The sequence below is a fragment of the Nocardia sp. NPDC060255 genome (assembly GCF_042727395.1).
Taxonomy (GTDB): Bacteria; Actinomycetota; Actinomycetes; order Mycobacteriales; family Mycobacteriaceae; genus Nocardia.
Genome location: NZ_JBHXAU010000010.1, coordinates 256,813 through 280,547, shown reverse-complemented (window position 1 = coordinate 280,547; position 23,735 = coordinate 256,813). Strand labels below are relative to the sequence as shown.

The 23,735-nt window shown below is 68.9% G+C and carries 15 protein-coding genes; 9 read left to right on the top strand and 6 right to left on the bottom strand.

Features of this window, described 5'->3' with window-relative positions; genetic code table 11:
- Positions 1-139 precede the first annotated feature (139 nt).
- A complete protein-coding gene (locus tag ACFWF1_RS20760) occupies positions 140-763 on the bottom strand; it encodes a phosphoribosyltransferase (protein WP_379280702.1) in 624 nt (207 codons plus the stop codon).
- A 150-nt stretch (positions 764-913) separates the two neighbouring features.
- A complete protein-coding gene (locus ACFWF1_RS20755; protein WP_379280703.1) occupies positions 914-1,762 on the bottom strand; it encodes a carbon-nitrogen hydrolase family protein in 849 nt (282 codons plus the stop codon).
- Between the two features lie 62 nt (positions 1,763-1,824).
- Between ACFWF1_RS20755 and ACFWF1_RS20750 the strand changes: the two genes are divergently transcribed.
- Together ACFWF1_RS20750 and ACFWF1_RS20745 are read left to right on the top strand one after the other, a co-directional pair.
- Positions 1,825-3,615, top strand: coding sequence for a DEAD/DEAH box helicase (locus ACFWF1_RS20750; protein WP_379280704.1), 1,791 nt, complete (start codon positions 1,825-1,827; stop codon positions 3,613-3,615).
- A 258-nt stretch (positions 3,616-3,873) separates the two neighbouring features.
- Positions 3,874-7,257, top strand: a complete 3,384-nt coding sequence (locus ACFWF1_RS20745; protein ID WP_379280705.1) for an AAA domain-containing protein — start codon at positions 3,874-3,876, stop codon at positions 7,255-7,257.
- 20 nt (positions 7,258-7,277) lie between these two features.
- On the opposite strand, the gene ACFWF1_RS20740 is transcribed toward ACFWF1_RS20745, so the two are convergent.
- Together ACFWF1_RS20740 and ACFWF1_RS20735 are read right to left on the bottom strand one after the other, a co-directional pair.
- Entirely contained in the window at positions 7,278-8,489 is a 1,212-nt protein-coding gene (locus ACFWF1_RS20740) for an amino acid deaminase/aldolase (protein WP_379280706.1), read from the bottom strand.
- A gap of 86 nt (positions 8,490-8,575) precedes the next feature.
- The gene (locus ACFWF1_RS20735) at positions 8,576-9,055 is read right to left on the bottom strand and encodes a TetR family transcriptional regulator (protein WP_379280707.1); all 480 of its coding nucleotides are present in this window, start codon (positions 9,053-9,055) and stop codon (positions 8,576-8,578) included.
- Between the two features lie 416 nt (positions 9,056-9,471).
- On the opposite strand from ACFWF1_RS20735, the gene ACFWF1_RS20730 reads away from it, so the two are divergent.
- Positions 9,472-10,218, top strand: coding sequence for a tyrosine-protein phosphatase (locus tag ACFWF1_RS20730; protein ID WP_379280708.1), 747 nt, complete (start codon positions 9,472-9,474; stop codon positions 10,216-10,218).
- A gap of 7 nt (positions 10,219-10,225) precedes the next feature.
- Here ACFWF1_RS20730 and ACFWF1_RS20725 read toward each other — a convergent pair whose 3' ends face one another.
- Both ACFWF1_RS20725 and ACFWF1_RS20720 read right to left on the bottom strand, forming a co-directional pair.
- Positions 10,226-11,491 (bottom strand): class I adenylate-forming enzyme family protein, encoded by a 1,266-nt coding sequence (locus tag ACFWF1_RS20725; RefSeq protein ID WP_379280709.1) that lies wholly within the window; start codon positions 11,489-11,491, stop codon positions 10,226-10,228.
- A gap of 92 nt (positions 11,492-11,583) precedes the next feature.
- Positions 11,584-12,378 (bottom strand): enoyl-CoA hydratase/isomerase family protein, encoded by a 795-nt coding sequence (locus ACFWF1_RS20720; protein ID WP_379280710.1) that lies wholly within the window; start codon positions 12,376-12,378, stop codon positions 11,584-11,586.
- A 38-nt stretch (positions 12,379-12,416) separates the two neighbouring features.
- On the opposite strand from ACFWF1_RS20720, the gene ACFWF1_RS20715 reads away from it, so the two are divergent.
- From ACFWF1_RS20715 to ACFWF1_RS20690, 6 genes are all read left to right on the top strand, one after another.
- Complete coding sequence (locus ACFWF1_RS20715) at positions 12,417-13,439, top strand: glutathione S-transferase family protein (protein WP_379280711.1); 1,023 nt, start codon at positions 12,417-12,419, stop codon at positions 13,437-13,439.
- A 99-nt stretch (positions 13,440-13,538) separates the two neighbouring features.
- Positions 13,539-14,270, top strand: coding sequence for a hypothetical protein (locus ACFWF1_RS20710; protein WP_379280712.1), 732 nt, complete (start codon positions 13,539-13,541; stop codon positions 14,268-14,270).
- Complete coding sequence (locus ACFWF1_RS20705; RefSeq protein WP_379280713.1) at positions 14,267-15,271, top strand: ABC transporter ATP-binding protein; 1,005 nt, start codon at positions 14,267-14,269, stop codon at positions 15,269-15,271. Before ACFWF1_RS20710 ends, ACFWF1_RS20705 begins: the two co-directional genes overlap by 4 nt.
- Positions 15,268-16,050 (top strand): ABC transporter permease, encoded by a 783-nt coding sequence (locus tag ACFWF1_RS20700; RefSeq protein WP_379280714.1) that lies wholly within the window; start codon positions 15,268-15,270, stop codon positions 16,048-16,050. Before ACFWF1_RS20705 ends, ACFWF1_RS20700 begins: the two co-directional genes overlap by 4 nt.
- 53 nt (positions 16,051-16,103) lie before the next feature.
- On the top strand, positions 16,104-19,781 hold the full coding sequence (locus ACFWF1_RS20695; protein WP_379280715.1) for an ABC transporter ATP-binding protein: 3,678 nt from the start codon (positions 16,104-16,106) through the stop codon (positions 19,779-19,781).
- Positions 19,782-19,942: 161 nt separating this feature from the next.
- A complete protein-coding gene (locus tag ACFWF1_RS20690) occupies positions 19,943-23,719 on the top strand; it encodes a multifunctional oxoglutarate decarboxylase/oxoglutarate dehydrogenase thiamine pyrophosphate-binding subunit/dihydrolipoyllysine-residue succinyltransferase subunit (RefSeq protein ID WP_379280716.1) in 3,777 nt (1,258 codons plus the stop codon).
- The last annotated feature ends 16 nt before the right edge of the window (positions 23,720-23,735 follow it).

The following is a 23,735-nucleotide window of genomic DNA, read 5'->3' as shown; positions in this document are numbered from 1 at the left end:
CCGAAACGGATCACACCGACCTACCCTCAACTACAACCCATAACTGTCCGGGATGTCCTGTCACCAACTGTCAGCGATGTCCTGTCACATCACACATGCGATTTCCGGTGCGGCAAGTCAGAAGCCGTGCGTGGCGAGGTCAAGCGAGCAGGGTGGTCACTTCTTCGTCTGCTAGTTGGTGGAAGTCCTCGTAGGCGGTACCTACTCCGCCGAGCGTGCGCGGAACCAGCGGGCACACAACTTGGTCTGCTTCCGCAGCCACTCTGCGCAACGCCTCCGCCGAGGAGACCGGTACGGCCACCACGATCTGGGCGGGCTGATGCAGGCGGGCGACGCGACAGGCGACCACCACGGTCGCGCCGGTTGCCATACCGTCGTCGACGATCACCACGGTGCGCCCGTCCAGCGGAATCGGTTTCGCCTCGCCGCGCCACACCGTCCGGCGCCGATCCAGCTCCACCCGCTCGCTGTCCTCGATCGCGGCGAACTCCTGCGCGCTGATCCCGATGTGCGACAACACATCCGAGTTGAGCACCCGCACACCGTCCTCGCCGATGGCACCCATCGCCAGCTCCGGCTGCCACGGCACACCGAGCTTGCGGACCAGCAGAATGTCGAGGTCACCCCCGATGATCTCGCGCACCCCGGCGGCCACCGGCACCCCGCCGCGCGGTAGACCGAGCAGCAGCGGATATGCCGCGCGCAGGTCCTCCAGATGCGTAGCGAGCGCGCGACCGGCCGATGTCCGATCTGTGTAGATCATCCCGCAAAACGCTACGCGCACCCGTCGCCCGACCACCACCGCTTCGCGATACTGCGGCCGACCCGTCGCCACCCAGCGGAACACTTGGCGATACTGCCCCCATCCATCGCCCGACCAGCAGCCCGCAGCAGATCACGTCGCGATGCTGGGTCAGTTGCGCTGGGCGATCGCGAATCGCCGCAACTCCAGGCTCGGATTGGTAGTACGGACCTCGGCCAGATGAACGAGGTCGATGCTTGCGGTCAACACGCCCGCTTCGTCGCCGAGTTCGGCGAGCACCGCACCGGTCGGATCGATGATCATCGACGCGCCCGCACCGCGCGGCGCGGCCTGATCGGCGGCAGCCACGTAAACGGTGTTCTCGATAGCCCGCGCCCGCAGCAACGTCGTCCACTGATCGACCTTGGCCGGCCCGGGTATCCACTGGGCGGGCAGCACCAGCACCTGGGCGCCCGCGGTGGCCACCCGGCGGATGCCTTCCGGGAAGCGCAGATCGAAACAGGTCTGCAAGCCGAATGTCACGTCCGCCACACCGAAGACGGCAGGCGCCTCGATCGCGCCCGCCTCGACCACCTCCGATTCGAGGAAGCCGAAGGCGTCGTAGAGGTGCACTTTCCGATACTTCGTGACGAGCGTTCCGTCGGGCCCGAGCACCACGAGCGTGTTGTGGATCCGGCTACCGCCCGGCGCGACCTGCTCCACCATTCCGGCGACCAGATGCACACCGAATTCGCGGGCGATCTCGCCGAGTCCGGTGACGAACGGCCCGGTCAGCGGTTCGGCGACGGCCACGACACGCTCATCGAGCCGGGTGACGGCAAACATCGAGTATTCCGGCGCGACCACCACTCGGGCGCCCCGATCGCGGGCCGCGCGCACGTGCTCGCGCAGTGCGGAAAGGTTGGCCGACGGATCGGTGCCGGGGGCGAACTGGACGACCGCCACGTCCAGTTGGTTCGGGCCTGGGGTCTGATTCGTTTCGGAGCTATCCAGTTGCATACGTCTCACCGTATTGGGGCGGTGGCCGGGCAGGCCAGCACGAGGCAGTAAACTCCTGGTCAATGAGTACCAATCAGGTCGACAGCGTTCCTGGCGACAACGACAGGGACAACGACGGCCCGACCTTCGCCGATCTCGGGATCGATGACCGCATTCTCGCGGCCATCGCCGATGTGGGCTATGAGTCGCCGTCGCCGATCCAGGCTGCGACGATTCCCCCACTGCTCAGCGGCGCCGATGTGGTCGGCCTCGCGCAGACCGGCACCGGCAAGACCGCTGCCTTCGCGATCCCGATCCTGATGGGTCTCGAAACCTCCGGCAAACTCCCGCAGGCCCTGGTGCTCGCGCCGACCCGCGAGCTCGCGATCCAGGTGGCCGAGGCGTTCGGCCGCTACGCCACGCATATCCCCGGGTTGCATGTGCTGCCGATCTACGGCGGCCAGGCCTACGGTGTGCAGCTGTCCGGCCTGCGCCGCGGCGCGCACGTGGTGGTCGGCACGCCCGGCCGGGTGATCGATCACCTGGAGAAGGGCACGCTCGACCTGTCGCAGCTGAAGTATCTGGTGCTGGACGAGGCCGACGAGATGCTGAAGATGGGCTTCCAGGAGGACGTCGAGCGCATCCTCAAGGACACGCCGTCCACCAAGCAGGTCGCGCTGTTCTCGGCGACCATGCCCGCGGCCATCCGCAAGATCTCCAAGCAGTACCTGAACAACCCGGTCGAGATCACCGTCAAGTCGAAGACCTCCACCGCGACGAACATCAAACAGCGCTGGGTACAGGTCTCGCATCAGCGCAAGCTGGACGCGCTGACCAGGGTGCTCGAGGTCGAGTCGTTCGAGGCGATGATCATCTTCGTGCGCACCAAGCAGGCCACCGAGGAGCTGGCCGAAAAGCTGCGCGCCAGGGGCTTTTCCGCGGCCGCCATCAACGGCGACATCGCGCAGAACCAGCGTGAGCGCACCATCGGACAGCTCAAGTCCGGTTCGCTGGACATCCTGGTCGCCACCGACGTCGCCGCGCGCGGCCTGGACGTGGACCGCATCTCGCACGTGGTCAACTACGACATCCCGCACGACACCGAGTCCTACGTGCACCGCATCGGCCGCACCGGCCGGGCCGGGCGCAGCGGTGAGGCCCTGCTGTTCGTCGCGCCGCGCGAACGCCACCTGCTCAAGTCGATCGAGCGGGCCACCAGGCATCCGCTGGAAGAGATGCAGCTGCCCAGCGTCGACGACGTCAACGCGCAGCGCGTCGCCAAGTTCGGCGACAACATCACCGAGAGCCTGACCTCGTCGAACCTGGCGCTGTTCCGCAGGCTCATCGAGGATTACGAACGCGAGCACGACATTCCGCTCGTCGACATCGCGGCGGCGCTGGCCGTGCTGTCGCGCGACGGCGACAACTTCCTGATGCAGCCCGAACCGCCGGAGCCGGTGCGCGAACGCCGGGAACGCCCGGATCGCCCGCGCCGCTTCGAAGGTGACGACGATCGCTCCGGTTTCGGTCAGCACAGTCGCGCCAACGGCACCGAGCTGGCGACCTACCGGATCAGCGTCGGCAAGCGGCATCGCGTGGTGCCGGGCGCGATCGTCGGCGCCATCGCCAACGAGGGTGGCCTGCGCCGCAGCGACTTCGGGCACATCAGCATCCGGCCCGACCACAGCCTGGTCGAGCTGCCCGCGGACCTACCCCCGGAGACCCTGGAAGCGTTGCGTCGCACCAGGATCAGCGGCGTCCTCATTCAGCTGACGCCCGATCAGGGTCCACCGGGACAGCGCTCGTTCACCCGCGGCCCGCGCCGCGAGGGCGCGCCGGCGAAGCGGCCGGAGCGGCGTAAACCGCGCTCCTGAGGCGGGCAGGGTCCACCGAGATCGAGCGCGCTAGCTAGAGTGTTGCCGTCCGTGCGTAATTAGTGCCGACGGCAGCGGGTGTCCTGCGAAAACTCGAGACGCGATGAGCGACAATGGCGCAGCCTGCTCATCGATGCCGACCGGGTGCGGGTGTCCCGCAGCGACCCGAGGCGTCGATGGGCGACAATTGCGCAGCCCGTTCATCGTCGCCGACCGGGTGCGGGTGTCCCGCAAGACACAGGAGGGCCGCGTTTGTTCGTGTTCGGTGATCGTGTCGTCTGCTCCGCCGTCGACCTCGTGCGCGCGGCGCGCTGTGAATTCGCGCTGCTTCGCGCCCTCGACACCGAACTCGGTACCGTCGCGGCCGATCCGGAAACCACCGCCGAATGGGCGCCCGCGCCGCGCACCTGGTTCGACGACTCGCGAGATCGCAGGCTCAGCGACTTCCGCGACCGGTTCGGCGGCTCGATGGTGGAGATCCAACGCCCGCAGCACAAGTCGGACAGTCCGGAGACGCTGATCGCCGCGTTGACGACCGCGCACGCGGAGACCGTCGCGGCACTGCGGGCCGGCGTGCACGTGATCCACGGCGCCACCTTCTTCGACGGCGCCTTCGACTGTTCCTGCGATTTCCTGGTGCGGGCGGGTCATCGGGTGCGCTACACCGTGCACGGCACCGCGCACAGCAAAGCCGACCGGGTCGGCACCGCACTGGAACTCGCCGCCTGCGCCGACGCGGTGGACAACAGCGGATCGTTGACCGGCCCGCTGATCCGGCTGCATCTCGGCGAGGACAACACCGCCTACGCGCTGAGCGATCAGATCCCGGTGTACCGATCCCGCAGGCGCAGAGTCGAACACATCCTGGACGAGAAGCTGAGCGAGCTGCTACCCGTGCAGTGGGGTGATCCCCGGTATCTCGCCTGCGGGCGGTGCGGGACCTGCACGGCGGCCGCGGCGGCCGCGCGGGATCTGCTGCTGGTCGCGGGCATGCCGACCACGACCAGGGCCCGGCTGCGCGAGGCGGGCGTGAGCACCATCGACCGGCTGGCCGGTACCGAGAGCACCGTGCGCGGGGTGCCGCCGCGTACCTTCACCGCGCTGCGCCGCCAAGCCGAAATCCAGTTGCGCCGGGAGGATTCCGGCCTGCCGACGCACAGCCTGATCGATCCGATCGCACTCGGCGCACTACCGCCGCCCTCCCCCGGTGACCTCTCGCTCACCGTCGAGGGTGGTGGGCGCACGCCGCTGGCGGTGGACGTCGGCGGTCCCGGCACGGTACACCTGACCTTCCGCGGACCGTTCGGCGTCGACGGTGAGCCGGGCAGCGAGGCAGCCGGGCAGCGGCGGGCGCTGGAGGAGGTGCTCGACTATCTCGCGCAGCGGCGGCGGATGTATCCGGACATGCACGTCTATCACTACACGTCCGCGGTACGCAGTGCGCTGCTGCACTGCACCGGCAGCACGGGTGTCGGCGAAGAGATCGTGGACGAGTTGCTGTGTGACGGTGTGCTCGTCGACCTGTATCCGATCGTGCGTAACGCGCTGATCGTCGGTGAACGTTCCTACCGGCTGAACCGGCTGGCGCGACTGCTGCCCGGCGCGGCGCATTCGCCCGCCGCCGAACGGGATTGCCTGACCGTGCTGCGGCTACGGGACTGGCTGCTGGACCGGGCCGCCGAACAGCGGATCGACCCGCAGGCGATCACGCTGGAGCGGGCCGGGTCGTGGTGTCAGGTGGCCGGTCCCGACGAGCTGGAGCCGATCCCGCCCTCGCGACCGTCCTCGTTCGAGGCGGCGCTCGCCGAATACGCGGCGGCGCAAGACGAACCGCGCCACGTCGCCGCGATGATGGCCGCGGCGCTCGGTTATCACCGGCGTGAGCGGCAGCCGCTGTGGTGGGCGCACGTCGATCGGCTCAGCCATCCGGTCGACGAATGGGCCGACGCGCCAGGGGTGCTGGTCGCCGAATGGGGCACCGTCGACACCAAGTGGCATCGCAGTCCGGACCGGCCGACCATGCGCCGCTATCTCACGCTGACCGGCCGGATCGGTTCGAGCTGGAGTGCGGGCGGGCCGGGACCGGCCACCGTGCTGACGCCCGGTGCCACGGTCTACACCTTCTACGATCGGCCCGCGGCCGCCGGCATGGTCACCGCCGTCGGACGCCGCGCCACCGCCGTCGCCACCGTGCTCGGCTGCTCGGTCGACGCCGAATTCGACGACGCGGTCCGCCTGGAAGAACTGCTGCCGGACGGCTGCGAGCCCTACGACGAGCTACCGACCGCGATCGCCCCCGGACTACCCGCCTGGGATTGGAACGCCGAAACCGCGGTCGAATTCGCCGCCCAGCAGCTGCTTGTCGCGCTCCCGGAGATCCCGGCGGGCGCCGTGTTCGACCTGCTCGCCCGCCGTCCGCCCCGGCTGCGCACCGGTGCCGCGCTGCCCGAGGTGCACGGCGATCACGCCGCCGCGATCACCGCCGCGATGCGCGAACTCGACAACTCCTACCTCGCGGTGCAGGGGCCGTCGGGCACCGGCAAGACCTCCACCGCCGCGCGCGTGCTGGAACGCCTCGTCACCCGGCACAAGTGGCGGATCGGCATTGTCGGACAGACACATTCGACCGTGGAGAACCTGCTGGACGCGGTCGTGCGGGTCGGCGTGCTGCCGGAACTCGTCGCGAAGAAGGACGTCGAGTCGGTGGGGCCGGAATGGGTCGTCATCGACGCCGCCCGGTACGCGCGCTTCCTGGACAACGCGATCAGTGGCTGCGTACTCGGCGGCACCCCAACGGATTTCGCGAACGAAGAGATGGTGGCGCGCGAGGGACTCGACCTGCTGGTGATCGCGGACGCGGGGCGGTTCCCGCTGGCCGACGCCGTCGCGGTCGGGGTCAGCGCGCGAAACCTGTTGCTGCTCGGCGATCCCGTGCCACCGGCCACGCACAGCGCGCACCCGGAGCCGGTCGGCGAATCGGTGCTCGGCTGGCTCGCCGAGGGACGGCACACGCTGCCCGGCGAACGCGGCTACTTCCTGGACCGCACCTGGCGGATGCATCCGCGGGTGTGCGACCCGATCTCCCGCCTGTACTACGACGGACGCCTGCGTGCCAACGAAACCGTCACCCTGGCAAGGGAACTCGACGGCGAAGAGCCCGGCGTGCGCACCGTCCTCGTGCCGCACCACGGCAATGCCACCGAATCCGCGGCCGAGGCCCGCGAGGTGGTTCGCCGAGTACGCGCGTTGCTCACCATGAACTGGACCGTCGGCGCGATGACCCGACGGCTACACCCACACGACATCTTCGTGGTCGCCCCCTACGCGGCACAGGTCGGCCGGATCCGAACCCTGCTCGCCCGAGCCAGGATCGAAGATGTCCTCGTCGGTACCCCCGACCGCTTCCGTGGCCGCGAAGCCGCCGTAGTCCTGCTCTCGATGACCACATCCAGCCCCGCCGACGCCCCCTACGGCATGCCATTCCTGTTGTCACGAGCCTTGATCCACGCCGCCCTGTGCCGCGCGATGTGGAAAGCGATCATCATCCGCTCACCCCTGCTGAGCGAGTACCTTCCCCCGTCCCCGGACGAGATACCCGACCTGGCCGGGTTCCTGCGGTTGTCCGCCTCACCCCGTCTCTAAGGCCAAGTGCGCGGACTCGACTAGCCGAAGCAGTTTCCTTCGCCACGATAGGTCGGGATCGTTGTCCGGGTGCCGTCGGAGTCGACCAGGTGCACCTTGTCGAAGCGCTCGCACAGTTCGCCTGCCTTGGCGTGGCGGAACCATACTCGGTCGCCGATGCGCAGTTCTGCCGCGCCGGTCAGTGGGGTTTGCACTTCGCCGGTGCCCTCGGTGCTGATCAGGCGTAAGCCGGTGGGCCACACCGGCTTCGGCACGCGGGAGGGGCCGGTGGGGCCGGAGGCGATGTAGCCGCCTGCGAAAACCGTTGCTATGGAAGGGGTTGGGCGGCGCAGGACCGGGGTGGCGAAAAACAGTGCAGGCCTTGGGGTGAAGGAGCGGTAGTGGTCGAACAGGGTCGGGACGTACAGGCCGGAGCCCGCGGTTACCTCGGTGACGTCCGGGTCCGCGATGCTGACCTCGATCGAACCGGTGCCGCCGCTGTTGACGATTTCCAGTTTGCCGGTCACCGAGCGGACGGCGTCGAGCACGCGCTTGCGGCGCTTGGTGATTTCGGCCGCGGAGGCCCGCTTCATCAGGCGCAGTGCGACGTTGCTGTCGGGCATCCCGGCGATCTGCGCCTCGTAGGTCATCACGCCGACCACCTCGAACTTGCGGCGCAATGCCGCGCCGGCCAGGGCGGCGGCCTGTTCCGGTGTGCGAATCGGAGAGCGGCGGACGCCGAGGTGGAGCGGGCCGATCCGCAGCGAGGCGTCGACATCCAGGCAGATCCGGGGACGCACCAGGTCGGTGCCGATGGCGGCGCGGATGAGATCCAGCTGGGCGACATCGTCGATCATCAGCGTGATGGAGCGGAGCAGCGTCTCGTCGGCGGCGAGTTCGGCCAGCGCGGCCCGGTCGACGGTCGGGTAGCCGAGCAGAATGTCGCGGGCGCCGCGACGGGCCAGCCAGATGGCCTCGGCCAGGGAGTAGGACATGATGCCCGCGAAGCCGCCCGAGGCGGTGAGCTCATCACCGAGCACTTCTTCGAGGACGGCGCGACAGCGCACGGATTTGCTGGCGACCCGCACCGGGACACCGTTCGCGCGGCGCACCAGATCGGCGGCGTTCGCACGCAAAGCGGTCAGGTCGAGGGCGGCCAGCGGCGGGTCGAGCTCGGCGGTGGCCGCATGCAGCCCCGCGATAGGAGACGTCTCGGTCAGTTTGTCGTCGGTTCGCTCGCTGCGCTCGCTCACGGCACCTACTCAACCACCAAACTGGTCAAACGTCCAGCATTTGCGGGTTCCCCATTTCCCGAGGTCACCGCATACTCGGCGGGCCGCTACACCTCGGTGGCCCTGGTCGCCAGGCTGCTCACCAGATCGTCGAGCACCACCAGCATTGTCTCGTCATTGCAGTCGGCAAGCCAGCGCAACACGGTGCCTTGCAGCACCGAGACGGCGTAGGCGGCGATAGCGTCCACCGGTTCCAGCCACTGCGCGCCCGAACGATCGGCGCAGAGCTGCAGGAACGCGGCGACCTCGGAATCCATCTCCCGGTAGGCCGCCGTCGCGGTCGGGTCGGCGATGCAGTCGGTCTGCGCTGCCCAACGCTGACGCAGGGTCTGCAATGTCGCCTCGTAGGCCTGGACCTGCTTGGCCGGTGCGGCCTTGACCAAAGGCCAGTACGCGCTGACGCCGGCATGCAGTAGCACCCGTAGTGCGCGCACACCTCCGTGGTCTAGTGACGCGGCCGCCTTCTCGACGGCCTCGCAGATGGTCGGCCGCAGCCGAACCACTGCGGTGTCTCCTCGTACGCTCAACGACGACTCCCTCGGCGAAAAGATCTCGCGCACCCTCGTCGGCGCGACTCGTCGAACATGGCGGGCAATTCGCTGGAAACCCCAGGCTGCCCGGTCCAACGTTCATCAATGGTAGAGGGTTTTCGGGGTTTGAGAACAGGTTCAGTGGGTAATTCCAGACTGAAAGAATGTTTTGTTACCCAAACGGAATAGTGGGGGTACCACTCCGTCCTGCCCGGATTTCCCTCCCTCGAGGTCACTCTCAGCCCTGCCCGGCCGAAAAGCAGACCGTTGACCACTCTACGGGCGGGCTGGAACGCGCCCCGAATCCTGTGGCGGATCACACAGCTGAACCGCGCAAATCGGTCACCTACCGGTGTGCGGTTCGATCCGTGAACGACACCCGCTCGACGCCGACGGCCGGATAGCCTGGATCGGTGACTCTCTCGCCGCCAGCCGACCAGTACCTCATCTCCGGCACCTTCAACTTCCGCGACCTCGGCGGACTGCGCACCGTGGACGGCGCGAAGATCCGTCCCGGCGTGCTGCTGCGCTCGGCACAGCTGACCGGGCTCGACGAGGCGGGCCTGGCCGCACTGCGCGAACTGCGCGTCAGCGACGTGCACGACCTGCGCGGCGAGCGCGAGATCGACCACATCGGCCACGACCGGGTGCCCGAGGGCGTCCGGGTGAACGTCACGCCGTTCGATGCGCGGATGGCCGAGGCGCCGCCACACCACACCGATGCGCAGGGCGCGTTCACGCACATGCTCGAGGTCTACCGGATGTTCCCCGCGCTGCCCGAGGCGCACGCCGCGATCACCGCGCTCGCGCAATCGATCGCGCGCGGCGACGGTGCGGTGCTGGTGCATTGCGCGGCGGGCAAGGACCGCACCGGCTGGGCCATCGCCACGCTGCTGCGCGCCGTCGGCGTGACCGAGGCCGAGGTAAAGGCCGACTACCTGGAGAGCAACGGCGCCGTCCCGGCGCTGCGCGCCATGATGACGACGAAACTCCTTGGTGGCGAAGAACTCTCGATTGATCTGCTGGGGGTGCGCGAGGAATACCTCAGCACCGCTACCGCATCGATGCACGAGTTGCACGGTGACGTGGACACCTACCTGACGAACGCCGGGATCACCCCGGACCTGCGAGCTCGGCTGCGCGAGCGGATGCTGGAGTGACGCAGGATCATTCGGTCTGAATCGGGCCGCGGCGCACCAGGCCGTCGGCATCGATGGTGACCTGATCGCCGGTGTGGAACCAGGTTCCGGTGAAGCGGGCCGCGGTGGTGGTCGGGTCGTTCCAGTAGCGCGGGGAGACGTTCGGCCCACGGCACAGCAGTTCGCCGTGGCCCGCCTGCGCCTGCGGCCCGCACAGCGCCAATTCCGTACCGCCGAACGGGAATCCGAGCACGGCGTCGGCATCGGCGACCGGTTCCGCGTCGTCGACGGCGAGGCCGATGCCGCTGGTCTCGGTGGCGCCCCAGATCGACCACTGCCGGGCCGCCGGGAACATCTCGCGCAGTTCGGCGGCCAGGTCCGCCGGGGTTGCCGGGGCCGCGGCTCGCTCGCCCCGGTGCCCGGCCTTGCAGATCCGGCCGACGCCCTCGGTGCGCACACCGTCGTCGCGCAGCGCGGCGAGCTGGGGCAGCAGGCGGGCGAAGATCCGCGGCGTCGCCGACATCATGTCGATCCGTTCGGCCACAATGGCTTCCGCGAGTCCGCGGCCGTCCCTGGCCAGCACCACGGTGCCGCCGACCGCCAGGGTCGGCAACAGCTGGTCGACGCAACCGCTGGCATGGGCGAGCGGCAGCAGCACCAGGTTGCGCAGGCCGTCAGTCGGCAGATCGAGCGCGCAGACCACCGAACGTATTGCCGACAGCAGGTTTTCGTTGGTCAGCTCCACTCCCTTGGGCGCGACGGTGGCGCTGAGCGGGGTGCCGCTGGTGTAGCTGAGCAAGGCCAGATCACCCAGTGCCGCACCGTCATCGATGAACGCGGCGCCGTCGGGCAGGTCGGCACCGCGGGCGATATCGCGACCGAGCACGAAATCCGCACTGCTGTCGGCGATCACCCGCTCGGCCACCGCGTCCGGTAATCCGTCGGGCACGAGCACCGGTACCGCGCCGCTGAGCAGCGCGCCGAGAAACGCCTGCACCCAGCGGACGCCGACGGGCATGTGCACCGCGACCCGATCGCCGTAACCGATGCCGTGCTCCTGCAACCCGCCCGCGATGCGGGACGCGGAGTGCCACAGCTCCCGGTAAGTCAGCCGGGGGCCGCCGATCTCGACCACGGCCTCGCGCGTCGAGAACGCGTGCACCTGCAGGTCGAGTAGCTCGGTGAGCGCCGGGGTGAGGTTGCCGTAGCGCAGCACACCGTCGGCCCCGCGGGCCAGCGGGTTGTCCTGGGCATAGCGGCGAGTCAGGGGATATTCGACTAGCAACTGCGACATTCGTCCTCCGCGCGCCTCGAGTCAGCAGGCACTGCGACTATATGACGCGAGTCACACTTTAGCCGGGAGAGGCGATCGACGTGTCCTGTCTGTCACCGCCCGGTGTAAGTCGCCTTCCCCGGACCTACTTCGAGGAAGCTACGCACCGCGCCCTCGAGGTCCGCGGTGTCGAACAGCGCGCCGGACACCTCGGGTGTCACCGAATCCGCGTGTGCCACACCGCCGGAGCGCCACGCCTCGATGATCTTCTTGGTCGCGGCGTGCGCGACGGTCGGCCCCTCGGCCAGGCGATGCGCCAATTCCCTTGCGGCCGTGTCGACGTCGTCGTGGATGGCATTCACCACGCCCCACTCGGCCATGGTGGCCGCGTCGTACAGGTCGCCGGTCATCACGAACTCGCGCGCCCGGCCCGAGCCAGCGCGTTCGGCCAGCCGCTGCGGGCCGCCCATCGACGGCGTCAGGCCGACCACGGTCTCCACCAGGCCGAACTTCGCCTTCGGCGCGGCCAGCATGATGTCGCAAGCCAAGGCGATCTCGAAGGCCGCGGTCAGCGTCAGTCCGTGTGCGGCGAACACCACCGGGCACGGCAGTGCCTCGAGCGGGTGGATGATCTGCGCGAACAGGGTCCGCCACAGTTCGGCGCCCTGCTCCACCGACAGCCCGTCGAAGACGTGCACGTCGACGCCGCCGGACACCAGCTTGCCCTCGGCGCGCAGCAGCAGCGCGCGCGGCGGGTTGGCGGACAGCTCGGCGAAGTCCTCGATCAGGGCGTCGAGCATCGACTGGTCGAAGAGATTGAGGGGCGGATTGGCGAGGGTCAAGGTCGCCACCTCCGCGCCGCCGTCGGTGATTTCGCGTTCCAGGCGGGTGGCCTTCGATTCGGTCATTCGGCCAGACTAGGTCCTCCGTCTGCGAGACTGTCCAGGTGACCAAGTCGGTGGAAAGTGGCTCCTACGTCGAGCCCGGCGAGTTCAAGCGGGACACCAACTACATCACCACCCGGATCACGGCCGATGGCCGCGACGGCTACCCCGTCGAGCCGGGCCGGTACCGGTTGATCGCAGCGCGGGCCTGCCCGTGGGCGAACCGCACGCTCATCGTGCGCCGCCTGCTCGGGTTGGAGGACGTGCTCTCGCTGGGCCTGTGCGGGCCGACGCACGACAAGCTCAGCTGGACCTTCGATCTCGACCCCGGCGGCGTCGACCCCGTACTCGGCATCCCCCGGTTGCGTGACGCGTATCTGAAGCGGTTCCCGGACTATCCGCGCGGCATCACGGTGCCCGCGGTCGTCGACGTGCCGACCGGGCAGGTGGTGACCAACGACTACGCGCAGATCACCCTCGATTTCTCCACCGAGTGGACCGAGTTCCACCGGCCCGGCGCGCCGCAGTTGTATCCGGAAGCGCTGCGCGCCGAGATCGACGAGGTGAACCTCGCGGTGTTCCGTGACGTCAACAACGGCGTCTACCGCTGCGGTTTCGCCGGATCGCAGGACGCCTACGAGGCCGCCTACGACCGGCTGTTCAACCGGCTCGATTGGCTCTCGGAACGCCTTGCGGCGCAACGCTATCTGGTCGGCGACACGATCACCGAGGCCGACGTGCGGCTGTTCACCACGCTCGCCCGGTTCGACCCGGTGTATCACGGCCACTTCAAGTGCAACCGATCCAAGCTGAGCGAGATGCCGGTGCTGTGGGCCTACGCCCGCGACCTCTTCCAGACGCCCGGATTCGGCGACACGACCGACTTCGCGCAGATCAAGGAGCACTACTACGTGGTGCACCGCGACATCAATCCGACCGGGATCGTGCCGAAGGGACCGGACCTGGCGAACTGGCTGACCCCGCACGGCCGAGAGTCGCTGGGCGGGCGCCCGTTCGGCGACGGCACGCCGCCACCGCCGCCGGTCGAGGCCGAACGCGTGCCCGCGGCGCACCAACCGGGCTGATGGAACCGATCAGGCTGGGTACATCGTTGTCATGACGAGCTGAGGGTGGACGTGCCACTACAGTTCAACCCAGCAGACCGGAAGAGGAGGGTGCCGCCGATGTTCAAAGGCGCGTTCGAGAAGACGGTGGTCCAGCTACTCGATACGGGGTCTCGCCTGCAGGCACCCGCGGTCGCCAAATACGTCGACCGAATCCGGCGCTCCCACCCGTCGGAAAGCCCCGCACAGATCATCGAGCGCCTGGAGAGCCAGTACCTGCTCGCGGTGACCGGTAGCGGCGGTGCCGTCGGCGCGACGGCGGCGGTACCCGGCGTCGGCACGGTCGCGGCCATCGCCGCGGTCAGCGCGGAGACCACCTTCTTCATGGAAGCCTCGGCCGTGTTCACCCTCGCGGTGGCCGCGGTGCACGGCATCTCGCCGGAGGACAAGGAGCAGCGCAGGGCGCTGGTGCTCGCCGTCGTACTCGGCGAGGGCGGCATGGACATCGTGCAGAAGACCGTCGGCACCTCGGCGAAGAACTGGGGCACGGTGTTCGCCAACCGCATCCCCGGGCTCTCGTCGATGAACGACTCGCTGCTCAAGCGGTTCATCGTCCGCTTCATCACCCGGCGCGCGGCCCTGATGGCAGGCAAGATCGTGCCCGCCGGTATCGGCGCGGTGATCGGTGGCGTCGGCAACCGGGCGATGGGCAAGACCACGATCAAGAACGCGCGCCAGGCCTTCGGGCCCGCGCCGGTGGTCTGGCCCGCCGACCGGCACCTCATCGTCGACGCCGATCCGCTCACCGCGATCGACCCGTCGAAGCCGCAGACACCCACCAAGCCGCAGTGACGACGGTGCCTGCACTCGCCTTCTCCGTCCGCGGCCTGACCAAGCGCTACGGTCTGGTTTCGGCCATCGAGAACGTGAGTTTCACCGTCGCGTCGGGCACCACCGCCGCCCTGGTCGGGCCGCAGGGTGCGGGCAAGACCACCATTGCGCGGACGCTGCTCGGGTTGCTCGAACCCACCTCGGGGACAGCGGCGGTCGGCGGTCCTGGGTCGAATCGGGCCCGCGGCGACGCGGATCGCGAGGTCAGCTCAGCCCGCGTCGTCGGCGGGGTGCTCGCGCCGCGCGGACTGCATCCCGGCCGGAACGCGCGCGACCACCTGCGGGTGTACGCGGCCGCAGTCAATGTGCCGGACGGGCGCGTCGAGGAGGTGCTCGAGCTGGTCGGGCTCGGCGATGCGGCCGGGTCGAAGGGCAGCGCGCTCTCGGCCGGGCAGCAGACGCGGCTGGCGCTGGCCACCGCCGTGCTCGGCGATCCGCCGCTGCTGATCCTGGACGAGCCGATGGACGGCCTCGACGCCGCGGAACGTGGTTGGCTGCAAGACTTTCTGCGCAGGCACGCCAAACGCGGCGGTAGCGCGCTGGTGACCAGCGAGAGCCTCGCCGCGGTGTTGCCCGGCGCGGACAGTGTGATCGTGCTGAACGAGGGTGCGGTGGTGTATCAGGGCAGTCCGGCGCGGTTGCGGCGCGGTCATCCCGATCGACTCGTCGTCGCGGCGTCCACCCCGATCGCGCTGGCCACCACACTGGCCGCGCGCGGGTTCACCGACGCGGTGATCCGGCCGGACGGGCGGCTCGCGGTGGCCGAGGCCACCGAGGCCGATATCCGGGACGCCGCGACCGCGGCGCAGGTGCGGTTGGACAGCATCATTCCCGACCTGATCCATCCCGATCGGGTGCTGGCGTCGCTGACCAAACCGCCGGCACCGACGGTCTCGCCCTACCCCGGTCTGGCCGGGGCAGCTCATCATCCGACGCCGACGCCATACGGAATTCCACGATGATCACGATTGTGCCCCCGGACCTGGTGCCTGCCATCAACTCCGAGGTCCGCAAGGTCAGCACGCTGCCGCTCAGCCGGTACCTGGCCGGGGTGCCGCTGGTGGTCGCGCTGCTCGCGAGCATGGCGAGCGCGCTGCTGGCCGGTAAGGCCGATCCCAAGAGCGAACCCGTCACCGGCACCGCGACGATCGGCCTGTACGCCGGTATCGCGGTGGTGGTGCTGGCCGCCGCGGTGTTCGGCGCGGTCGGCACCGGCACCGAGTACCGGCATCAGACCATGCCGGTGACCGCGCTGTTCACCGCGGACCGCGATCGGCTCGCCGCCGCGAAGCTGCTGGTCACCGGAGTGTTCGCGCTGGCTCTCGCGCTCGCGGTCGAGGTGGTGTCCGTGGTGGCGCTCTTCGCGTTCGGGCGAGGCAAATTCGACTTCGGCGTCGATCTGGCGGCGGTGCTCGGCGGCGGACTGCTCGCCGCGGTCTGCTGGTCGCTGATCGGCGCGGGGCTCGGACTGCTGCTGCGGTCGTCGTCGACCGCGATCGTGGTCGTGCTCGGCTGGCTTGCCATCGCCGAACCCCTGGTCTGGCTGATCGCGAACGGCGTCGGCGCTACCGGTTTCGTCACCCTGTTCCCCGGTTCGGCCATCCTCAGCACCGTCGCGGTCGGCTCCTTCGCCGACAGCGACTTCCTCGCGCCCACCCCGGCCGCCGTCGTGGTGCTGCTCCTGTGGACCATCGGCCTCGGGGGCGCGGGCTGGTGGAACCTGCGCCGCCTCGACCTCTGAACCGGTCTGCGGGAACAACGACGTGTCGGTGAGCGTCGTTACCGTGGATGGTTATGGGCGGGGTTGTCGAAGCGAGTACCCACACCGAGTCGCCTGAGCGCGACGCGGGCGGTCCCGGCTGGATTCGTCGGCTGTGGGCCGAAAGCCGGTCGCACCCGGGCACGCTGGCCGGGCTAGGCGCGGCTGTGCTGGCAGGTGCGGTGGTGGAGATCGCCGGGCCGCTGTTGACCAAGCGTGCCGTGGATGCCGCGGGGATCGGTCAGACCGGAGTCATCGCGGTGGTCGCCGTGCTACTGCTGTTGCTGGCGCTCGGCAGGTTCGCGGCCGGGTTCGGGCGGCGGCTGCTCGCGGGCAAGCTGTCGCTGGACGTGCAGCATTCGCTGCGGGTGGATCTGCTCGGGTCGCTGCAACGGCTGGACGGGGCGGGCCAGGACACGATCCGGACCGGGCAGGTGGTGTCGCGGTCGATCACCGATCTGCAACTGGTGCAGGGATTGCTGGCGATGGTCCCGCTGTCGAGCATGGCGGTGCTGGAGTTCCTGCTCGCCGCGGTGGTGATGATGTGGTTGTCGCCGCCGCTCGCGGTGCTCGCGCTGCTGGTCGTGCCCGCGATCGCGGTGGTGGTCTACCGAATTCGGCCACGCTTGTACGCGGCAACCTGGTCGGCGCAGCAGCGCGCGGCCGATGTCGCGCAGCACGTCGAGGAAACCGTCACCGGTGTCCGGGTGGTGAAGGGGTTCGGGCAGGAGGCCCGGATGGTGGACGTGCTCGAAAAGCACAGTCGCACCCTGTATTCCGAGCGGATGCGGGCGGCCGCGGTCGACTCGCGGTTCGCGCCGACGGTGGCCGCCATTCCGCAGCTCGGCATGGTCGGCGTGATCGTGCTCGGTGGCCTGCTCGCGCTGCACGGGACGATCGGGATCGGCACCTTCGTCGCGTTCGCCGCCTACGTCGCGACGATGACCGGGACGGCCCGGATCATGGCGGGCGCGCTGGTCCTCGCCCAGTTGACCCGCGCCGCCGCCGAACGGGTGTACCAGGTGATCGACACCGCGCCGCTGGTCACCGACCCGCCCGAGCCCACGCCGCTGCCCTCGGGTCCGCTCGGCATCGAAATCGATACGGTGACTTTCGGATTCGACCCGGAACAGCCGGTGCTGCGGGAACTGGACCTCACCGTGCGGCCCGGCGAGACGGTCGCGATCATCGGGCCGGCGGGTTCCGGGAAGACCACGCTCTCGCTGTTGCTCCCCCGCTTCTATGCGCCCGACGCGGGCCACATCCGGTTGTTCGGCACCGACGCGTCCGACGACCGAGTCGACATCGCGCAGGTGCGCGCCGCCGAGCTGCGCAGCGCGATCGGCGTGGTGTTCGACGATCCGTTCTTGTTCTCCGACACCATCGCCGCCAACATCGCCATCGGCCGACCGGAGGCCACCGACGCCGAGATCCGGCGGGCCGCGAAGTCGGCGGCGGCCGACGACTTCATCGGCGAACTCCCCGACGGCTATGACACGGTCGTCGGTGAGCGCGGGCTGACGCTGTCCGGCGGGCAACGGCAACGCATCGCGCTCGCCAGAGCCCTGCTGGCCCAGCCGCGCATCCTCGTGCTCGACGACGCGACCTCCGCGGTGGACGCGATCACCGAGGCCGCGATCTTCGGCACGCTGCCCGACCAGGCCGGACGCACCACCCTGATCCTGGCGCACCGCGAATCGACACTCGCACATGCCGATCGGGTCATCCGGCTGCCCGCGCCGCTCGGTGCGCACCTGCCCGAGCACCGCGCGGCCGCCGCGATCCCGACCACCGTCAGCAACGGCAGTGCGGGCCGTACCTTCGCCGCGGCGGCCGCCGACCTCACCGAAACCCCTGAGCTGCGCCGGAATATCGCACTGCTGCCGCCCGCGACCGAGCAGCCGAAGCTGGACGACCAGCGGCTACGACAGCCCGATCCGGAATTCCGGCTGACCAGGCTGTTGCGGCCGGTCCGCGCGCTGGTGCTCACCGCGGTCGCGCTGCTGCTGCTCGACGCGCTGGCCGGGGTGGCCTTCCCGCCGATCGTGCGGTTCGCCATCGACACCGGCGTCGGCCGCGACGATGCCGGTGCGCTCGGCCTGGCCGCCGGGCTCGGCCTCCTGCTGGTCGCCGCAGGCTGGCTGGTCGGCGCGGCGAACACACTGATCACCGCGCGCACCGGCGAGCGGGTGCTGTACGGCCTGCGCATCCGCAGCTACGCGCATTTGCAGCGGCTCGGGCTCGACTACTACGAGCGGGAACTGTCCGGCCGGATCATGACGCGGATGACGACCGACCTCGACTCGTTGTCCACCTTCCTGCAGACCGGGCTGGCGACCACCTTGATCGGCGGACTGACCTTCGTCGGCATCGCGGTGGCGCTGTTGGTGATCGACGTCTCGCTGGCCCTGGTGGTGCTGGCCACGCTGCCGCCGCTGTTCCTCGCGACGGTGCTGTTCCGCCGTTACGCGTCCACGGCGTACACCGTGTCCAGGGAGAACGTCTCCACGGTGAACGCCGACTTCCAGGAGAACGTCGCGGGACTGCGTGCGGTACAGGCGAATCGGCACGAGCCGGTCGCGGCCCGCCGCTTCGCCGAGTACTCCGATCGATATCGGCGCAGCCGGATGCGCGCCCAGGCCTCGATCGCGCTGTACTTCCCGTTCGTCACCGCCTGGTCGGGTGTCTCGTTGGCCGCAGTGGTTTTCGTCGGCGCGCGCGAGGTGGCCGCCGGGACCACGACGGCAGGCACGCTGGTCGCGTTCGTGCTGTATCTGGAACTGCTGTTCGCGCCGGTGCTCGCGCTGTCCCAGGTATTCGACGGATATCAGCAGGCCCGCGTCGGGCTGCGCCGGATCGGCGAACTGCTGCGCACCCCGTCCGCGATCGCGAGCGATCGAGCCGACGCGGTCCCGATCGAACAGCGGCTGCGCGGCGAGGTCGTCCTCGACGGCGTGCGCTTCCACTACCCGGGCGTCGAGGCACTCGCCTTGGACAACGTCTCGCTGACGATTCCCGCGGGCAGCACCCTCGCCCTCGTCGGCCCCACCGGCGCGGGCAAGTCGACCATCGTCAAGTTGCTGGCCCGCCTCTACGACCTCCCCGCCGATGGCACCGGCGCGATCCTCGTCGACGACACCGACATCCGTGATTACCGTCTCACCGACTACCGCGCCCGCCTCGGCATCGTGCCGCAGGAGGCACACCTGTTCAGCGGCGACGTCGCCAGCAATATCGCCTTCGGAAAACCGTCCGCGACCGACGCCGATATCGCCGAAGCCGCAGCTGCCGTGGGTGCGAGCGACATGATCGCCGCCCTCCCGCAGGGCCTGCGCCAGCCGATCGGCGAGCGCGGCCGCGGCCTGTCCGCGGGGCAGCGTCAGCTCATCGCGCTGGCCCGCGCCGAGCTGGTCCGCCCCGACCTGCTGCTGCTCGACGAGGCCACGGCTACCCTCGACCCGGACGCCGAGGCTTCGGTGCTTGCCGCGAGTCGCTCGCTGACCCGCGGCCGGACCACCGTCCTCGTCGCACATCGGCTCGGTACGGCGGCGCGGGCCGATCGGATCGCTGTCGTCGAGCACGGCCGGATCGCCGAAATCGGCACCCACGTCGAGCTGCTCGCCGCGGGCGGACCGTATTCCAGACTGTGGTCAGCGGCACGTGAAACCGGGGGAATATTCTTGGTGACGGACAAGTCGTCTTCTATGAGGTGAGGTTTGCCGGGTGGTCAGTCGCTCCGTCGGTTTGCTGCTGGGCCTATCCTCAGATAGGGCGCATCGGCGCGATTCCGCTGATGCCGATCCTCTCGAGCGACCTGCATGCAGTCGCTACGCAGTGCCGGGCACGTCACAAACGTCGCAGCGCGAAGAACGAAATGAGGCGAACACCTGCTGTGAGCAGCTCAACTTCCCAGTTCGGACAGAACCAGTGGCTAGTCGATGAGATGTATCAGAAGTTCAAGCAAGATCCATCTTCGGTCGATGAGAGTTGGCACGAGTTCCTCGCCGATTACACGCCCGAAGCCACGGGTGATTCCGGTAACAGCTCGGCCGCTCCGGCCGTAGCCGCACCCGCGCAGGCGCCGACCCCGGCTCCGGCACCCGCGTCGGTGAACTCGGCCCCCAAGGCGACCGCAGCCCCCAAGGCCGCCGCACCCGCGCCCGCACCGGCCAAGGCCGCGGCCCCCGCGAAGGCCACCGCGCGCACGCCGCAGACCACCCCGGCGCCCACCTCCAACGCGGCGCCCACCTCCGGCGGCCCGAAGACCGACAAGACCGACGAGGCCAAGGTGCTGCGTGGCGCCGCCGCCGCGGTGGCCAAGAACATGGCCCTGTCGCTGACCATCCCGACCGCGACCAGCGTGCGCGCCATCCCGGCGAAGCTGATGATCGACAACCGTCTGGTCATCAACAACCACCTGGCCCGCACCCGCGGTGGCAAGATCTCGTTCACCCACCTGCTCGGCTTCGCGATCGTGAAGGCCGTCAATTCGTTCCCGAACATGAACCGGCACTTCGCCGAGATCGACGGGAAGCCGAACGCGATCGCCCCCGCGCACACCAACCTCGGCCTCGCCATCGACCTGCCCGGCAAAGACGGCAGCCGTTCGCTGGTCGTCGCGGCCATCAAGGGCACCGAGGAGATGACCTTCGGTCAGTTCCACACCGCCTACGAGGACGTCGTCCGACGTGCCCGCGACGGCAAGCTGACCGCTGACGACTTCGCCGGTGTCACCATCTCGCTGACCAACCCGGGCACCATCGGCACCGTGCACTCGGTGCCCCGCCTCATGCCGGGTCAGGGCGCCATCATCGGCGCGGGCGCGATGGAGTTCCCGGCCGAGTTCCAGGGCATGAGCGACGAGCGCATCGCCGATATCGGTGTCGGCAAGCTGATCACGCTCACCTCCACCTACGACCACCGCATCATTCAGGGTGCGGAGTCCGGTGACTTCCTGCGCACCATCCACCAGCTGCTGATCTCCGACGAGTTCTACGACGAGATCTTCCACGGCCTCGGCGTGCCGTACGAGCCGGTGCGCTGGCGCAAGGACATTCGCGAACGCGGCGTCGACAAGAGCACCCGCGTGCTGGAGATGATCGCGGCCTACCGCAACCGCGGCCACCTGATGGCGGATACCGATCCGCTGCGGCTGGTCAAGGACAAGTTCCGCAGCCACCCCGACCTCGACGTCACCCAGCACGGGCTGACCCTCTGGGACCTGGACCGCACCTTCAATGTCGGCGGCTTCCACGGCCAGGAGCAGATGAAGCTGCGCGAGGTCCTCTCGGTCCTGCGCGACGCCTACTGCCGCCACGTCGGTGTGGAGTACACCCACATCCTGGAGACCGAGCAGCTGCAGTGGATCCAGGAGCGGGTCGAGCAGAAGCACGTCAAACCGACTGTCGCACAGCAGAAGTACATCCTGAACCGGCTGAACGCGGCGGAGGCCTTCGAGACCTTCCTGCAGACCAAGTACGTCGGGCAGAAGCGCTTCTCGCTGGAAGGCGCCGAGGCCGTCATCCCGATGATGGACGCCACCATCGACCAGTGCGCCGAGCACTCGCTCGACGAGGTCATCATCGGCATGCCGCACCGCGGCCGGCTGAACGTGCTCGCCAACATCGTCGGCAAGCCGTACTCGAAGATCTTCACCGAGTTCGAGGGCAACATGAACCCGGCCGGCGCGCACGGCTCCGGCGACGTGAAGTACCACCTCGGCGCGCACGGCACCTACCTGCAGATGTTCGGCGACAACGAGATCGAGGTCTCGCTCACCGCCAACCCCTCGCACCTCGAGGCGGTCGACCCGGTCCTCGAGGGCCTGGTTCGCGCCAAGCAGGACCTGCTGGACAAGGGCGACGGCCCCGAGGGCTACTCGGTCATGCCGCTCATGCTGCACGGTGACGCCGCGTTCGCGGGTCAGGGTGTGGTCGCCGAGACGCTGAACATGTCGGGTCTGCGCGGCTACCGCGTCGGCGGCACCATCCACATCGTGGTGAACAACCAGATCGGCTTCACCACCTCGCCGGAGAACAGCCGCTCCACCGAATACTCCACCGACATCGCGAAGTTCATCGGCGCGCCGATCTTCCACGTGAACGGCGACGACCCGGAAGCCTGCGACTGGGTGGCCCGGCTCGCGGTCGACTTCCGGCAGAAGTTCCGCAAGGACGTCGTCATCGACATGGTCTGCTACCGGCGCCGTGGCCACAACGAGGGCGACGACCCGTCGATGACCCAGCCGTCGATGTACGACGTCATCGACACCAAGCGTTCGGTGCGTAAGGCCTACACCGAGAGCCTGATCGGCCGTGGCGACATCTCGCTGAAAGAGGCCGAGGACGCGCTGCGCGACTACCAGGGTCAGCTGGAGCGGGTGTTCAACGAGGTCCGCGAGCTGGAGAAGTACACCCCGGAGCCGAGCGAGTCCGTCGAGGACGACCAGAAGGTGCCGACCACCGTGCAGACGGCCGTCGACAAGACCGTGCTGCAGCGCATCGGCGACGCGTTCCTGAACGTGCCCGAGGGCTTCAACGTGCACCCGCGCGTCAAGCCGGTGCTGGAGAAGCGGCGCGAGATGGCCTACGAGGGCAAAGTCGACTGGGCGTTCGCCGAGCTGATGGCCTTCGGCACGCTGATCGACGAGGGTCGCGCGGTGCGCCTGACCGGTCAGGACTCGCGCCGCGGCACCTTCACCCAGCGGCACTCGGTGATCATCGACCGCAAGACGGCCGAGGAGTACACCCCGCTGCACAACATCGGCAGCAAGGACCCCGGCTGGTTCGCGGTGCACGATTCGGCGCTGAGCGAATACGCCGCCGTCGGTTTCGAATACGGCTACTCGCTGGGCAACCCGAACGCACTGGTGTTGTGGGAGGCGCAGTTCGGTGACTTCGTCAACGGCGCGCAGTCCATCATCGACGAGTTCATCTCCTCCGGTGAGGCCAAGTGGGGTCAGCTCTCCGACGTCGTGCTGCTGCTGCCGCACGGCCACGAGGGTCAGGGTCCGGACCACACCTCCGGTCGCATCGAGCGCTTCCTGCAGTTGTGCGCCGAGGGCTCGATGACGGTCGCCGTGCCGTCCACCCCGGCGAACTACTTCCACCTGCTGCGCCGCCACGCACTGGACGGCATCCGCCGCCCGATGATCGTCTTCACCCCGAAGTCGATGCTGCGCAACAAGGCCGTCGTGTCGGATCTGAAGGACTTCACCGAGAGCAAGTTCCGCTCGGTGTTCGACGAGCCCTCCTACGAGCAGGGCATCGGCGACCGCAGCAAGGTCAAGCGGGTCCTGATGACCAGCGGCAAGCTCTACTACGAGCTGGCCGCCGAGAAGGCCAAGCAGAAGCGCGAGGACGTCGCGATCGTGCGGATCGAGCAGCTCTACCCGCTGCCCACCTACCGCCTGAACGAGTCGCTCGACCGCTACCCCAACGCGACCGACATCGCGTGGGTCCAGGAGGAACCGGCCAACCAGGGCGCGTGGCCCTTCTTCGGCCTCAACCTCCCCGAGGTTCTGCCCGACCGCCTCGGCAAGCTGCGCCGCATCTCCCGCCGCGCCATGTCCGCCCCCTCCTCGGGGTCGAGCAAGGTGCACGCGGTGGAGCAGGCGGAGATCGTCGCCGAAGCCTTCGAGCCGACCAGCTAGTTCCGTGAACCGACGC

Bases quoted from the DNA above. Each gene is read 5' to 3' on its own strand.
- ACFWF1_RS20690 (WP_379280716.1), top strand. From the start codon at position 19,943: ATGAGGCGAACACCTGCTGTGAGCAGCTCAACTTCCCAGTTCGGACAG.
- ACFWF1_RS20760 (WP_379280702.1), bottom strand. From the start codon at position 763: ATGATCTACACAGATCGGACATCGGCCGGTCGCGCGCTCGCTACGCAT.
- ACFWF1_RS20700 (WP_379280714.1), top strand. From the start codon at position 15,268: ATGATCACGATTGTGCCCCCGGACCTGGTGCCTGCCATCAACTCCGAG.
- ACFWF1_RS20710 (WP_379280712.1), top strand. From the start codon at position 13,539: ATGTTCAAAGGCGCGTTCGAGAAGACGGTGGTCCAGCTACTCGATACG.
- ACFWF1_RS20695 (WP_379280715.1), top strand. From the start codon at position 16,104: ATGGGCGGGGTTGTCGAAGCGAGTACCCACACCGAGTCGCCTGAGCGC.
- ACFWF1_RS20725 (WP_379280709.1), bottom strand. From the start codon at position 11,491: ATGTCGCAGTTGCTAGTCGAATATCCCCTGACTCGCCGCTATGCCCAG.
- ACFWF1_RS20720 (WP_379280710.1), bottom strand. From the start codon at position 12,378: ATGACCGAATCGAAGGCCACCCGCCTGGAACGCGAAATCACCGACGGC.
- ACFWF1_RS20750 (WP_379280704.1), top strand. From the start codon at position 1,825: ATGAGTACCAATCAGGTCGACAGCGTTCCTGGCGACAACGACAGGGAC.
- ACFWF1_RS20755 (WP_379280703.1), bottom strand. From the start codon at position 1,762: ATGCAACTGGATAGCTCCGAAACGAATCAGACCCCAGGCCCGAACCAA.